The sequence below is a fragment of the Dankookia rubra genome, assembly GCF_004355005.1.
Classification (GTDB): domain Bacteria; phylum Pseudomonadota; class Alphaproteobacteria; order Acetobacterales; family Acetobacteraceae; genus Paracraurococcus; species Paracraurococcus ruber_A.
This window is the reverse complement of record NZ_SMSJ01000063.1, coordinates 1-13,937: the sequence shown is the minus strand read 5'-3', so window position 1 is coordinate 13,937 and position 13,937 is coordinate 1. Positions and strand designations below refer to the sequence as shown.

At 72.3% G+C, this 13,937-nt stretch carries 14 protein-coding genes; 4 read left to right on the top strand and 10 right to left on the bottom strand.

Going from position 1 to position 13,937, the window contains the following annotated elements; translation table 11 throughout:
- Positions 1-10: 10 nt before the first annotated feature.
- The 7 genes from E2C06_RS26930 to E2C06_RS26900 all read right to left on the bottom strand — a co-directional run bounded on the left by E2C06_RS26930 (position 11) and on the right by E2C06_RS26900 (position 7,052).
- Positions 11-349, bottom strand: a complete 339-nt coding sequence (locus tag E2C06_RS26930) for a hypothetical protein (RefSeq protein WP_133291681.1) — start codon at positions 347-349, stop codon at positions 11-13.
- A 14-nt stretch (positions 350-363) separates the two neighbouring features.
- Positions 364-912 (bottom strand): NUDIX hydrolase, encoded by a 549-nt coding sequence (locus E2C06_RS26925; RefSeq protein WP_133291680.1) that lies wholly within the window; start codon positions 910-912, stop codon positions 364-366.
- A 155-nt stretch (positions 913-1,067) separates the two neighbouring features.
- The gene (locus E2C06_RS26920) at positions 1,068-1,367 is read right to left on the bottom strand and encodes a hypothetical protein (protein ID WP_133291679.1); all 300 of its coding nucleotides are present in this window, start codon (positions 1,365-1,367) and stop codon (positions 1,068-1,070) included.
- Positions 1,368-1,490: 123 nt separating this feature from the next.
- Positions 1,491-2,684, bottom strand: a complete 1,194-nt coding sequence (locus E2C06_RS26915; protein WP_133291678.1) for a phosphoglycerate kinase — start codon at positions 2,682-2,684, stop codon at positions 1,491-1,493.
- A gap of 143 nt (positions 2,685-2,827) precedes the next feature.
- Positions 2,828-3,844: a type I glyceraldehyde-3-phosphate dehydrogenase gene (gap, locus tag E2C06_RS26910; protein ID WP_133291677.1), complete on the bottom strand. Its 1,017-nt coding sequence runs from the start codon at positions 3,842-3,844 to the stop codon at positions 2,828-2,830.
- A 40-nt stretch (positions 3,845-3,884) separates the two neighbouring features.
- Positions 3,885-5,924 (bottom strand): transketolase, encoded by a 2,040-nt coding sequence (gene tkt / locus E2C06_RS26905; RefSeq protein ID WP_133291676.1) that lies wholly within the window; start codon positions 5,922-5,924, stop codon positions 3,885-3,887.
- Between the two features lie 84 nt (positions 5,925-6,008).
- Positions 6,009-7,052, bottom strand: a complete 1,044-nt coding sequence (locus E2C06_RS26900) for an alpha/beta hydrolase family protein (RefSeq protein ID WP_133291675.1) — start codon at positions 7,050-7,052, stop codon at positions 6,009-6,011.
- A gap of 131 nt (positions 7,053-7,183) precedes the next feature.
- Between E2C06_RS26900 and E2C06_RS26895 the strand changes: the two genes are divergently transcribed.
- Positions 7,184-7,936, top strand: coding sequence for a VIT1/CCC1 transporter family protein (locus tag E2C06_RS26895; RefSeq protein ID WP_133291674.1), 753 nt, complete (start codon positions 7,184-7,186; stop codon positions 7,934-7,936).
- A 237-nt stretch (positions 7,937-8,173) separates the two neighbouring features.
- Here E2C06_RS26895 and fabG read toward each other — a convergent pair whose 3' ends face one another.
- Together fabG and fabD are read right to left on the bottom strand one after the other, a co-directional pair.
- Positions 8,174-8,911 (bottom strand): 3-oxoacyl-[acyl-carrier-protein] reductase, encoded by a 738-nt coding sequence (gene fabG, locus E2C06_RS26890; protein ID WP_133291673.1) that lies wholly within the window; start codon positions 8,909-8,911, stop codon positions 8,174-8,176.
- Between the two features lie 12 nt (positions 8,912-8,923).
- Positions 8,924-9,883: an ACP S-malonyltransferase gene (fabD, locus tag E2C06_RS26885; protein WP_133291672.1), complete on the bottom strand. Its 960-nt coding sequence runs from the start codon at positions 9,881-9,883 to the stop codon at positions 8,924-8,926.
- A 144-nt stretch (positions 9,884-10,027) separates the two neighbouring features.
- On the opposite strand from fabD, the gene E2C06_RS26880 reads away from it, so the two are divergent.
- Together E2C06_RS26880 and E2C06_RS26875 are read left to right on the top strand one after the other, a co-directional pair.
- Positions 10,028-10,801, top strand: a complete 774-nt coding sequence (locus E2C06_RS26880) for a glycosyltransferase family protein (RefSeq protein ID WP_133291671.1) — start codon at positions 10,028-10,030, stop codon at positions 10,799-10,801.
- Between the two features lie 194 nt (positions 10,802-10,995).
- The gene (locus E2C06_RS26875; protein WP_133291670.1) at positions 10,996-12,657 is read left to right on the top strand and encodes an FkbM family methyltransferase; all 1,662 of its coding nucleotides are present in this window, start codon (positions 10,996-10,998) and stop codon (positions 12,655-12,657) included.
- On the opposite strand, the gene E2C06_RS26870 is transcribed toward E2C06_RS26875, so the two are convergent.
- Entirely contained in the window at positions 12,611-13,012 is a 402-nt protein-coding gene (locus E2C06_RS26870; protein ID WP_133291669.1) for a DUF2934 domain-containing protein, read from the bottom strand. The two genes, E2C06_RS26875 and E2C06_RS26870, sit on opposite strands and share 47 nt — an antisense overlap.
- A 242-nt stretch (positions 13,013-13,254) precedes the next feature.
- On the opposite strand from E2C06_RS26870, the gene E2C06_RS26865 reads away from it, so the two are divergent.
- Positions 13,255-13,650: a response regulator gene (locus E2C06_RS26865; RefSeq protein WP_133291668.1), complete on the top strand. Its 396-nt coding sequence runs from the start codon at positions 13,255-13,257 to the stop codon at positions 13,648-13,650.
- Positions 13,651-13,937: the final 287 nt, after the last annotated feature.

Below are 13,937 nucleotides of genomic sequence, written 5' to 3'. Positions count from 1 at the left end.
CCCCGGGCCTTCAGTAGGAGAACGGCACGTTGAGCCGCGCCCCCGGGGCCGGCTTGAACAGCTTGTCCTCCAGCACGTCCGGGCTGCCCTGGTCGGCCTGGCCGCGCCCGGGCAGGTTGCGGTTGATGATGCTGGGATTGATCCGCGCGCGGTCCTGCTCGACCACCCGCGGGCCTTCCTTGCTGCGGTCCGGGACCGGGGCCAGGGAGGAATTCGCTGCCTGCCCCGCCTTCAGCGAGGGCGGCACGGCCAGCTGCTTCGGCAGTTCCAGGGCCGGCGGCTTCCGCCCGCCCTTGCCCGGCTGTGCCGCCTGGCAAAGCCCCGGGACCAGCAGCAGGGCGGAGAGCATCGCGTACCGCCGCATCAGAGCCCCGGCGGCTGTGCCAGCGGCCGCGTGCCGCGGGGGTCCTCGGGCGGGTTCATCGCCGGCAGGCCGAGCGGCCGGCCCCGCATCGCCCGCCATTGCCGCAGCGACCAATGGACCGAGGGAAAAGCCAACTGCTCCCATGGGATCTCGTCCCAATCGAAGAGCCGCACCTCCAGGCTTTCCGGCCCGGCTTCGAAGCCCGGCTCGGCGAGTCCGGCGCGGAAGATGACCTGGACCTGGCCGATGCGGGCGATGGAATAGATCGCCAGCACGCCCTCGATCGCGATGCGGGCGCGGGCTTCCTCCCAGGCTTCGCGCCGGGCGCCTTCCTCCACCGTCTCGGCCAGTTCCATGTAACCGGCGGGCAGGGTCCAGAAGCCGTGCCGCGGCTCGATCGCGCGGCGGCAGAGCAGGATGCGGCCGTCCACCGAGACCACGCTGCCGACGATGATCTTCGGATTCTCGTAGGCGACGAAGCCGCAATCCCGGCAGGTCAGCCGCTCCCGGTCATCGCCGGATGGCACGGTACGGAAGAAGTCGGGCATCGCCGGACGATGCGCGGCGGCGCCGGGACGCGCAAGGGGCGCGCCGGGCCGGCAACGGCATCGCCGCGCAGCGTGAGATGGCCGGGAATACGGTGCTCTCCGCGGATCCCTCGTCCGGTTCTAGATGTCTGGTACCGGCGGCGGGGCTTGCCCTTCTAGACCCGCAGATCCAGCAGCGAGCCCCGCGGCAGCGGCTGGCTCGGCTGCGACGGCACCGCGCCGAGTGGCCGTTGCGGGGCGCCGCCGGCATCGCGGGACTGCAGCGGTGCGGCGGGCGGGACGCCGCGGACCGGCTGTGCCTCGCTCGGCCGGCCGACCGAAGGCGTGAAGGCGCTGAGGGAATTGGTGGCGATCATGCGCAGGATGGTAGCGCCGAGATCGGAATCGACGGTTAAGGCCACCCGCCGGCCGGAGGGGCGAAAACCTCGGGCCGGGACGGCGGGGGCGATGCGCATGGCACCGCTCTACCCCGCCGAAGGATTAACCTTCCAGTAACCGGCGGTTGTTGCGCGGACTGGTGATGCCTGCCGGCCGATCGGCGCCGCGCGGCCGGGCGCTGCCGCCTGGCCGCGATCCGGTCAGGCCTCCAGCGCGGCGACCCCCGGCAGCGTCTTGCCTTCCAGCCATTCGAGGAAGGCGCCGCCGGCGGCGGAGACATAGGTCATCCGCTCCGCCACCCCGGCATGCTTCAGCGCCGAGACGGTGTCGCCGCCGCCGCCGATCGACTTCAGCCCGGCCGATTGCGTCAGCGCCGCCACCGATTCCGCCACCGCGACGGTCGCGGCATCGAAGGGCGGGATCTCGAAGGCGCCGAGCGGGCCGTTCCAGACCAGGGTCGAGGCCTGGCGCAGCCGCGCCTCGATCGCCGCCACCGTGTCCGGCCCGACATCGAGCGCCATCATGTCCGCCGGCACCGCGTCGATACCGACCGTGCGGCTCGGCGCATTGGCGGCGAAGGCGGCGGAGACGACGAGGTCGAGCGGCAGCAGGACCTCGCAATTGTTGGCCTTCGCTTCGGCCAGCATCCGCAGCGCCGTCTCGTGCATCTCGGCTTCCTGCAGCGACTTGCCCATGGCGTGGCCCTGTGCCGCAAGGAAGGTATTCGCCATGGCGCCGCCGATCACCAGCACGTCGACCCTGGACGACAGGTTGCCGATCAGGTCGAGCTTGGTGCTGACCTTGGCGCCGCCGACGATGGCGACCACGGGGCGCGACGGGTTGCCGAGCGCCGCGTCCAGCGCCTCGAGCTCGGCCTGCATCAGCCGCCCGGCATAGGCCGGCAGCAGCCGCGCCACGCCTTCGGTGCTGGCATGCGCGCGATGCGCCGCGGAGAAGGCGTCGTTGACGAAGACATCGGCAAGCTTGGCCATGCCGCGCGCCAGCTCGGGGTCGTTCTTCTCCTCGCCGGCGTGGTAGCGGGTGTTCTCCAGCAGGATCACGTCGCCGTCGCGCATCGCCGCCGCGGCCGCCTCCGCCTCCGGCCCGACGCAGTCATCGATAAAGGAAACCTTCTTGCCGAGCGCCTCGGCCAGCGCCTCCGCCATCGGCGCCAGCGACATCTCCGGCACGCGCTTGCCCTTGGGCCGGTCGAAATGGCTGCAGACGATGACGCGGCCGCCCTTGTCGGCGAGCTCGGCGATGGTCGGCGAGAGCCGGTCGATCCGCGTGCGGTCGGTGATCCGGCCGTCCTTGACCGGCAGGTTCAGGTCGGCGCGCAGCAGGATGCGCTTGCCGCGGGGGTCGAGGCTGTCGAGGGTGCGGAACTTGGCCATCGGGAAATCCTTCGGAGCGGGTCGTCGCAGGGCCGAACGCCCGGAAGGGCGCCCGGCTTTGCGGTCACTCGGAAAGGCGCCCGCCGCAACGGCGCCCCCCGACCTTCGGGGGAGGGTCGGATGGGCGCCGGGTGGTCTGGGTCCTAGAGGCTGCCGAAGAGCGCGGCGGTGTCGCTCATGCGGTTGGAGAAGCCCCACTCGTTGTCGTACCAGGTCATCACCCGCGCCATGGCGCCGTCGACCACCGCGGTCTGCGTCGCGTCGAAGGTGCTGCTGGCCGGGTTGTGGTTGAAGTCGATGCTGACCAGCGGCGCGGTGTTGTAGGCCAGGATGCCCTTCAGCTCGCCCTCGGCCGCCTTCTTCATGGCGGCGTTGATGTCCTCCTTGGTCACGCCTTCCTTCTTCAGGTTGACGTCGAGGGAGACGAGCGAGACGTTCGGGGTCGGGATGCGGATGGCGGTGCCGTCCAGCTTGCCCTTCAGCTCCGGCAGCACCAGGCCGACGGCCTTCGCGGCACCCGTGCTGGTCGGGATGGCGGAGACGGCGGCGGCGCGGGCGCGGTGCAGGTCCTTGTGCAGCGTGTCGACGGTGTTCTGGTCACCCGTATAGGCGTGGATGGTGACCATGTAGCCGCGCAGGATGCCGAAATTGTCGTGCAGCACCTTGGCCACCGGCGCCAGGCAGTTGGTGGTGCAGGAGGCGTTGGAGATGACGGTCATCTCCTTGGTCAGCGTCTTCTCGTTGACGCCGTAGACGATGGTCGCATCGGCATTGTCGCCGGGGGCGGAGATGACCACCTTGCGCGCGCCGGCGGCGATCAGTGCCGACGCCTTCTCCTTGCTGGTGAAGATGCCGGTGCATTCCAGCGCCACGTCGACGCCCTGGAAGGGCACCTTGGTCGGGTCGCGCTCGGCGCTGACCACGATCGGCGCATAGGTGCGGCCATTGGCCGAAATGATGATCTTGTTGCCGTCGACCGCGACCTCGCCGGGGAAGCGGCCATGGACGCTGTCGTAGCGGAACAGGTGGGCATTGGCCTCGACGCTGCCGAGGTCGTTGATCGCGACGCACTCGACGTCGGTGCGGTTGCTCTCGATCATCGCGCGCAGCACCAGGCGACCGATGCGCCCGAACCCGTTGATGGCGACCTTCACGGCCATGGTGATGTTCCTTCTTCCCGTCTTCCGGTTTTACCCGATTTCAGCCCAGGCGCTTCTTCACCGCCGCGACAACCGCCTCCGGCGTGATGCCGAAATGGCGGAACAGGTCCTCCGCCGGGGCCGAGGCGCCGAAGCCGCCCATGCCGACGAAGATGCCGTCCGGCCCCAGCCAGCGGTCCCAGCCGAAGCCGACGGCCGCCTCCACCCCGACCCGCAACGCATCGCCCAGCACCTGGTCGCGGTAGCTGGCATCCTGGAGCGCGAAGAGCTCCCAGGACGGCAGGGAGACGACGGCGGTGGCGATCCCCTCCGCCTCCAGCGCCGCCCGCGCCGCCAGCGCCAGCCCGACCTCGGACCCCGTGGCGATCAGCGTGGCGCGGCGGGGGCCGCTGGCTTCCTCGGCGACGTAGCCGCCGCGGGCGCAGCGGTTCTCGCCGGCGTCCGAGCGGAAGGTCGCCAGGTTCTGCCGCGACAGCGCCAGCACCGTCGGCCCGTCCGCCCGCTTCACCGCGAGCTCCCAGCACTCGGCGGTCTCCATCGCGTCGCCCGGGCGGAACACCACGAGGTTCGGGATGCAGCGAAGGCCGGCCAGCGTCTCGACGGGCTGGTGGGTCGGGCCGTCCTCGCCGAGGCCGATGCTGTCATGCGTCAGCACGTGGATGACCCGCTGCCGCATCAGCGCCGCCAGCCGGATCGCCGGCCGCATGTAGTCGGCGAAGACCAGGAAGGTGCCGGAATAGGGGATGACGCCGCCATGCAGCGCCATGCCGTTCATGGCCGAGGCCATGCCATGTTCCCGCACGCCCCAATGGATGTAGCGCCCGGCGAAGTTGCCGCGCACGACGGAGGGGACGCCCTTCACGTTGGTGTTGTTCGACCCCGTCAGGTCGGCCGAGCCGCCGATCATCTCCGGCACGGCCGGCACCAGGGCCTCCAGCGCCTTCTGCGAGGAGACGCGCGTCGCGAGCTTCGGCTTGCCCTCGGCGAGCGAGGCGCGCAGCGCCGCCAGCGGCTCGTGCCAGGCGTCCGGCAGGCGGCCGGCCATGGCGCGCTCGAACTCCGCCTGCATCGGGTGCTTGGCGAGGCGCTTCAGCCAGGCCCGGCGGGTGCCGGTGCCGCGGCGGCCGGCGGCCTCCCAGCGCTCGCGGATGCCGTCGGGCACCTCGAAGGGCGGGTGGTTCCAGCCCATCGCGCTCTTTGCCGCCGCCGCTTCCTTCTCGCCGAGCGGGCTGCCGTGGCTGCCCGCGGTGCCGGCCTTGGTCGGGGCGGAGAAGCCGATGATGGTGCGGCAGGCCAGCAGCACCGGCTTGCGCGAGCGCGTCGCCCAGGCCAGCGCCGCATCCACCTCGGCCGCGTCATGGCCATCGACCCGCCGCACCGCCCAGCCATAGGCCTGGAAGCGCTTCAGCGTGTCGTCGGTGAAGGAGAGGCTGGTGTCGCCGTCGATGGTGATGCTGTTGTCGTCATACAGCAGGCAGAGCTTCTCGAGCTGCAGGTGCCCCGCGAGGCTGGCCGCCTCGTGGCTGATGCCCTCCTGCAGGCAGCCGTCGCCGCAGATCACCCAGGTCCGGTGGTCGACCAGCGACTTGCCGAAGCGGGCGGCCAGGATACGCTCGGCCAGCGCCATCCCGACCGCATTGGCAATGCCCTGGCCGAGCGGGCCGGTCGTCGTCTCGATCCCCGGATGCTCGCCGAACTCCGGGTGGCCGGCGGCGGGGGAGTGCAGCTGGCGGAAGCGTTGCAGCTCCTCGATCCCCATGCCGGCATGGCCGGTCAGGTGCAGCAGCGCATAGAGCAGCATCGAGCCGTGCCCGGCCGAGAGCACGAAGCGGTCGCGGTCGGCCCAGCGGGGATCGCCCGCGTCGAATTTCAGGTAGCGGGTGAAGAGGGCGGTGGCGACGTCGGCCATGCCCATCGGCATGCCGGGATGGCCCGACTTGGCCTTTTCCACGGCATCGATGGCCAGGGCCCGGATCGCATCCGCCATCCGCCGCTCCTCGGTTGCCGGCCGCGCCAGGATGGCGGCTTGGGCCTCGAGGGCGGGGTTGGGGGCGTCAGGGCTCGGGGCGAGGCTGGCCAAGGATGAGGTCTCCGGATCGCCGCGCCCTATACGTCGATGGGCCTTTTGGGGCAACCGCGCGGGGTGGTGGCCCCGGGCACCGGCCTATTTCATCAGCCCCTTCGATGCCATCCAGCCCTGCACCCGGCCGGCGATCTCGTCCGAGTTGGTGTCCATCATCAGCATGTGCGAGTTGCCGCGGATGCCCATCGCCGGCAGGTCGAGCGTGTCGGCGGCGCCGCCGGCGGCGCGGATCTGGCCCTGCCAGCGCTCGATATTGGCCCGGACCTTGCTCCAGAAGGAGTTGTCCGCCAGGTGGTCGCCCCAGACCACCAGATGCGGGATGTCCTTCAGCTTCGCCGCGTCGGCCGCCTGCGGCGGCGCGCCGGAGGGCTCGACCGCGATCAGCGCGCGGATCTTGTCCGGGGCGTTCAGCGCGGCGGTGAAGCCGAAATTGCCGCCCTGGCTGTGCACCACCACGACGCAGGGGCAGGCGGCCTGGACATAGGCGTCGTAGGCCGCCTGGATCTGCCGGTCCGTCGTCGCCCAGCGCGGCACGCCCTGCTTCATGAACTGGTCCCAGGAGGGCAGCGGGAAACGGCTGTCGGGAAAGGCGACGCGCTTCGCTGGCTCGCGGTTCCAGCCGGCCTGGTCGCCGAGCCGGAACAGCCCCCAGCCCTCGCCCATGGTGCGGAAGATCGGCTCGCCCGGCAGCACCTCGGGGAAGCGGGCCCAGCCGCTGCGGCCACGCTCCATGGCATCCGAGACCCAGACATCGTGCCCGGCGCGGAGGAAGAACATCTGCCAACCCGGGCGGCCGTCCGGCGTCGTCTCCCAGGTCACGCCGGTCAGGCCGCCGCCGTGCCAGAGCAGCAGCGGGTACCGGGCGCGCGGGTTGGCCAGCTTGATGTACTGGGCATACATCTGCTCGACCTGGAACTCGCCGTTCGGGTTCATCCGCGTCGGCGGCGCGCCGGCGGAGAAGGTGATCTCCTTCTCCGGCAGCCCTTCGAGCGTGGCGATCCGGCCGCCGACATGCAGGCTGCCGACCTCCCGGATCTGCAAGGGCTCGGTCTGGGCCTGGGCCTGGGCCTGGGCCGGCAGCGCCATGGCGGCCATCAGCGCCGCCGCGAGGAAGTGCCTCTGCATCTCTTGTTTCCGTCCCTGGTATCGTTGGGGCCAGCCTGCCACCGGTCGGCGTGCCCGGGAAGCAGTCGCGGCGGCGTCATCCCGGCCCCCCGCTGGCGGCCTGCCGGGGCCATGCGGTACGCTGCCAGCCGATGGATTCCCCCGCCCCCGCGCCCGCCCCCTACCGCGAAGGCCTGCCGCCGCAGCCGCCCGGGCCGCCGGAGGGCGAGCAGCACTTCACGGGGTCCGAGACCGTGCGGGACCTCGTCATCGGCATGGCCGACGGCCTCACCGTGCCCTTCGCGCTCGCCGCCGGCCTCTCGGGCGCGGTCGCCGCGAACCCGCTGATCGTCACCGCGGGCCTCGCCGAGATCGCCGCGGGCTGCGTCGCCATGGGGCTCGGCGGCTACCTCGCGGCACGCACCGACGCGCAGCACTACCAGGCGGAACGCCGGCGCGAGGAGGTGGAGACCCATACCTACCCCGACCGCGAGAAGTGGGAGGTCGCGGCCATCCTCCACCGCTACGGGCTGCGCGGGGAGACGCTCAGCCGCGCCACCGAGGCGATCGCCGCCGACCGGCGCCGCTGGGTCGACTTCATGATGCGGTTCGAGCTGGAATTGGCCGAGCCGGCGGCGGACCGGGCGGTGCGCTCGGCGACGACGATCGGCGGGGCCTATGTGGTGGGCGGGCTGATCCCGCTCTCGCCCTACATCCTGCTGGACGGGGTGGGGGAGGCGCTGGCCGCCTCCTCCGTCATGACCGGCCTGGCGCTGTTCGGCTTCGGCTGGCTGAAGGCGCGGGCGACCGGGCTGCCGGCGTTGCGCGGGGCGGCGCAGACGCTGGGGATCGGCGGGCTGGCGGCGGTGGTGGCGTATACGGTGGCGCGGCTGGTCGGGGGCTGAGCGGCTTTATTCCGCTCAATTCGGCTCAAATCCACTCAACCAAGTTGAGGCCGTTCCGGGCCTTGGAGCGGATTCCTGAACGATGAGAAAGGCCTGGCCGGAGCCGGCCACAGGAATTGAGGGATAAAAATCCTCAATTCGGCATTCGGCCGCGGCGCCCGGCGCGTCCGGGCAGGGCAGCGCCCTTGACCCTGTTCTTCTACCGCACGCCATCTGGATTGGCAACGAAAACCGCCCTCAGATCATCGCCATCCCGCCGTTCACGTGGATGGTCTGGCCGGTGACCCAGCCGGCCTCGGCGCTGGCCAGGTAGACCACGGCGCCGGCGATGTCCTCCGGCGTGCCCATCCGCGCCGCCGGGATGCGCGACAGCAGCGCCGCCCGCTGCGCCTCGCCCAGCGCGTCGGTCATCGCGGTCTTGACGAAGCCCGGGGCGACGACGTTCACCGTCACGCCGCGCGTCGCCACCTCCTGCGCCAGCGACTTGCTCATGCCGATCAGCCCGGCCTTGGCCGCGGCATAGTTGGCCTGGCCGGCATTGCCGGTGACGCCGACGATCGAGGCGATCGAGACGATCCGCCCGTGCCGCCGCTTCATCATGCCCCGCAGCGCCGAGCGCGCCAGGCGGAAGGGCGCGGTCAGGTCGACCTCCAGCACCGCCGCCCAGTCGGCATCGCCCATGCGCAGCGCCAGCATGTCGCGGGTGAAGCCGGCATTGTTCACCAGGATGTCGAAGCCGCCGAGCCCGGCCTCGACCCGCTCGACCAGCGCGGCCGGTGCCGCCGGGTCGGCGAGGTCGGCCGGCGCCACCAGCACGCGCTCCCCGAGCTCGGCCGCCAGCGCCTCCAGCTCCGCCGCGCGGCGGCCGGTGATGGCGACCTGCGCGCCCTGGGCATGCAGCGCGCGGGCGACCGAGGCACCGATCCCCCCGGTGGCGCCGGTGACGAGGGCAACCTTGCCGTCGAGACGGAACATGGCGCGGTCTCCTCAGAGCGTCTTCAGGAAGGCTTCGATATCGGCCGGGTTGCCGATCGCCACCGCGCTCGCCTCCGGCGCGTTCCGCTTCATCAGCCCGGTCAGCACGCGGCCGGCGCCGAGCTCGGCAAAGCGGTCGCAGCCCATGGTGGCCATGGCCGCCACGCAGTCGCGCCAGCGCACCGTGCCGGTCACCTGCTTCACCAGCAACTCGCGGATCTCGGCCGGGTCGGTCGCCTTGTCGGCCGAGACATTGGCCACCACCGGCACCACCGGGGCGCTGACGTCGGCGCGTTCCAGCGCCTCGGCCATCGCATCCGCCGCCGGCGCCATCAGCGCGCAATGGAAGGGGGCCGAGACCGGCAGCGGCATGGCCCGCTTGATGCCGGCGCCCGGCGCCGCGGCGACGGCGCGGTCCACCGCGCCCTTGGCGCCGGAGATCACCACCTGGCCGCCGCCGTTGTCATTGGCGACCTGCAGCACCTCGGCCTTGCCCGTCGCGGGATCGACCCGCGCCGCCTCGCAGAGCGCCTCGGCCTGGGCCGGCTCGGCGCCTAGCAGCGCGGCCATCGCGCCGGTGCCGGGCGGGGTCGCCTTCTGCATCGCCTCGCCGCGGAGGCGCAGCAGCCGCGCCGCGGTCGGCAGGTCGAAGGCGCGGGCCGCCGTCAGCGCGGAATACTCGCCGAGCGAATGGCCGGCGACCAGCGCGACGCGGGTCGCCAGGTCGAAGCCGCCCTCGGCCTCCAGCACCCGCAGGACGGCCACCGAATGCGCCATCAGTGCCGGCTGGGCATTGGCGGTCAGGGTCAGTTCCTCCGCCGGGCCCTCGAACATCAGGGCGGAGAGCTTCTGCTTCAGCGCCTCGTCCACCTCCTGGAAGACCTCCCGCGCGGCGGGGAAGGCGGCGGCGAGGTCGCGGCCCATGCCGGGGGCCTGGCTGCCCTGGCCGGGGAAGACGAAGGCGAGCGCCATGGCGGGGTTTTCCTTGTGGGCGGGCCGTATGTGGTGGGCGGGCGGGGTAAAGCCCGGTCACCCCACTGTCAACTTTCCCGCCGGTCTTCACCGGCCGGAAGCAAAGCACGGGGCAGGCTGCCGGCCCAGCGAGGGGGGCGGGGCATGACGGGCCTGGTGGCCGAGGGGCAGATGCCGGTTCTGATTCCGGCCTTCAACAACCCGACCTATGTCGCGGGGATGGTCGCGCAATTGCTGCGCTTCCCCGGGCTGCGGCCGGTGGTGCTCGACAACGGATCGGAGTATCCGCCGGCGCTCGACCTCTACCGCGCCTGGGCGGCGGAGGGCCTAGCGCCGGGCCGGGTGCTGGTGGTGCTGCTGGGCCGCAACCTCGGGCCGCGGGCGGTCTGGCAGGATCCGGGCTTCCTGCGGACGCTGCCGCGGCATTTCTGCCTGACCGACCCGGACCTGGCGCTGAACCCCGCCCTGCCTGCGGATTTCTGCGTGACGCTGATCCGGGTGACGGAGCAGGGCAGGGTGGGCAAGGCCGGCTTCGCCCTCGGCCTCGAGGACCGGCACCTGATGCAGGACCGGGCCTTCCGCCATGCCGATGGCTGGAAGCGGATCTGGGAATCGGAGGCGGCGCACTGGCGGCACCCGGTGACGCTGCCGGGCATCGCCGCGCCGTTGTTCCGCGCCGATATCGACACCACCTTCGCGCTCTACGACCAGGCCCATTTCGACCCGGCCCGGCCCTTCGAGGGCATCCGCGTCGCCGGCGACTTCGCCGCGCGCCACCTGCCCTGGTACCGCGACACCGGCCTGCCGGCGGAGGAGGAGGCCTTCTACCGGCGGGCGGCGGAGTATTCCTACTACATGGGCGACCGGCCGGCGGTGCAGCTGCGGGCCTTGTTCGCGCGGCAGGATGCGCTGGTGTAGAAGGTTGGGGAGGGAAAAATATTCCCTCCCCAAGCCCCTCCCTTCCTTTTCGTGAGTCGGCATTCGCCGCGCGGCAGATGCAAGACCCAGAGAAATATAGAGGAGGGTCCAGGGAGGATACTTCCTCCCCGGCCTTAACCCCGCCTTCACCCGGCCCGCCCCATCCTGCCCCGGCAGCCAGAAGGGGCCGTGCCATGCAGGATGCAGCCGGGGAGGGCAGGCGGCCGCGCCTGGCCGTCCTGCAATTGCGGGGGCTGGAGCATTTCCTGCCCGACCTCCTCGCCGGCCTCGCCGCCGCCGGCGCGGTCGAGGTCCGCCCCTTCACCGTGACCGGCCCCGAGGTGCTGGCCGAGGCCCTGGCCTGGACCGACGACCCCGCGCGCGACGCGCTCTGGTTCGAGTTCTGCTGGCCGCCCTTCCCCGACCTCATCGCCCGCACCGATTTCGGCGGCCGGCGCGTGATCGTCCGCATCCACCGGATCGAGGCCTACGAGGCCCCGCACGTCGCCCGCTGCGACTGGTCCCGGGTGGACGACGCCGTCGTGGTCAGCGAGGACATGGCCCGCATCGTGCTGCAGGCGGCGCCGCTGCTGGAACGCACGACGCGGCTGCACGTGGTCCGCAACGGGCTCGACCTCGCCCGCTTCGCCCCGGCCGCCGCGCCGCCCGACCCGTTCCGGATCGGCTGGTGCGGCAGCATGATCGCGCGGAAGAACCCGACCCTGGCGCTCGAGGTTCTGGCCCGGCTGCTGGAGGAGGATGCCCGCTGGCGGCTGCACATCGCCGCCACGCCCGGCGACCGGATGGTGCAGGACGCGCTGCTGCGGCTGGTGCCGCGCATGGGGCTCGGCGGCGCGGTGCGCTTCGACGGCGCGCTGCCGGCGGCCGCGATGCCCGGCTGGCACGCCCGCAATGCCGTGCTGCTGTCCACCAGCCTGCACGAGAGCTTCGGCTATGCCATCGCCGAGGCGGCCGCCGCCGGCTGCGACCTCGCGGTGCTGGACCATCGCGGCGCCGAGGAATTCTGGCCGGAGGAGGTCCGCTTCGGCACGGTGGACCAGGCGGTCACCCTGATCTGCAATGCCCGGCCGGGCCGCTGGCGCGGGCCGGTCGCGGCGCGCTTCGGCCTCGGCGCCCAGCGGGATGCGGTGCTCGGGCTGCTGCGGGACCGGACGCCGCCCGCGCCGCGCGAGCGGATGATCCCGATCGCGCATGGCGCCTGGCAGGGCCGATTCCCCCTGCGCAACCCGGCCGACCACATCCAGCACGGGCTGCTCTCGACCGGCGCCTTCTACGAGGCCGAGATGCTGGAGGACCTCCGCCGGCGGCTGCGGCCGGGCGAGCTCTTCGTCGATATCGGCGCCAATATCGGCAACCACGCGCTTTTCGCCGCCGGGCCCTGCGATGCCCGGGTGCTGGCCTTCGAGCCCTCGCCGGCGCTGGCCGGGCATTGCGCCGCGACCTTGGCGGCGAACGGGCTCTCGGCCCGGCTGGACCTGCGCCGCCTCGGCCTCGGCGCCGCCCCCGGCACCGCCCGGCTGCTGCCCGGCCCCGGCCACAATGCCGGCCGGACGCGGCTCGACTGCGGCGGGGGGGAGGTGGCGGTCGCCCGGCTGGACGACGTGCTGGCGGAGCGGCCCGAGGTGATCAAGATCGATGTCGAGGGCATGGAGCCGGCGGTGCTGGAAGGCGCCCGCGGCGTGCTCGCCCGCCATCGCCCGGCCGTCTACGTGGAAACGCTGGACGAGGCGGCCTTCGCCGCGGTGGCGGCGACCCTCGGCCCGCTCGGCTACCGGGCGGAGGCGCGCTTCAACCGCGACCCGACCTGGCTCTTCCTGCCCGAGGCGGCCCGCTGAACCCGGGCGCCCGGCAGCCGCGATCGACCTCGGCCGCGACCTCCCGCATGAAGGCCGCCATCCAGTGCTCCAGCGCGCGGCCTTCCGGCCGGCCTTCCCCTAGCCAGAGGAAATAGGCGCGCTCGCGCACCCGCTGGTCGAAGCGGTCCTCCGCGGCAGCCGTCGCCTGGCTCGCCAGCTCGAGCAGCGCCGAGGGCAGCGGCTCGGCGACGATCGTCGCGAAGCGCGCCTGCAGGCCGCGCCGGAGCCAGAGCTCGAAAGCATCCGGCTCACCGGGGGCCGACCTGGCGGGCGAGGCGGCAAGCGGTGCCGCGTGCCCCGGGGTGGATCCTGGGGCGGATCGGTCAGGCTGCATGGTGTCTGGGTTCCGAACACTGCCGGCAAGGAACGCAGACGTTGAGCAAGGGTGCCCGTTCCCCTGCCTTGCCAATGCAGTCCTGGCGACGTGGCAGGCCAGCCACACCGTTTTCGCCAATAAATAGTATGTCCAATCGTAACGCAACCTGGACGAGTAAACTTCCGGTGGGTTTATATTTCTCGGAATGGAAATCTTGCCGCGCCGCCGCATGATGACGCGGCAACGGAAAGGCTCGCCGCATGGCCATCCTGCTGGTTGAAGATGATACCGCCATCCGCCTGACCATTGCCGAGCACATGGAAGACCTCGGGGTGGAGGTTCTGGATGCGGCGGATGCCGAGACGGCGCACGCCATCCTGCGGCAGCCGCCCGGCCGCATCACCGTGCTGGTGACCGACCTGAACCTGGGGCCGGGCGAGAACGGGCTGGTCCTGGCCGCCAGGGCGCGGCGGCGGCTGCCCGGCCTGCGCATCGTCTATGCCACCGGCAGCCCGGAGCTGCTGCGCAACCGCCTCGTCCGGCCCTGGGAAAGCCTCTTCATCAAGCCCTTCGACGCTTGCCGGCTGGCGGCCGAGGTCCAGGCGCTCGACCACGCCCTGCTCAGCGCCGCGCCTCCGGCGAGGGTCGGCGGCTAGAGCGGATGGCGGGAGAGCGCGACCGCCTGGCCCTGGATCGGCCCTGAACGCAGCCCGCCATGGGGCCGCCGCCGATCCATGCCTCCGGGCGGTCCAGCCCTCGGGCCGCCGGCGTCAGTCCCGTTCGGGCTCCCGGCTGCCGGCCAGCGTCGCCGCGACCGGCCCGGCGATCGCCGGGACCGCGGCGGTCCCGGGCCGCGGCGCCGGCGGCGCGGGGACCAGCACCGGCGGGCCGGGCGGGGCCGGCACCATATGCTGCAGCGCCGCCGATGCGGCCGCGGCCGCCG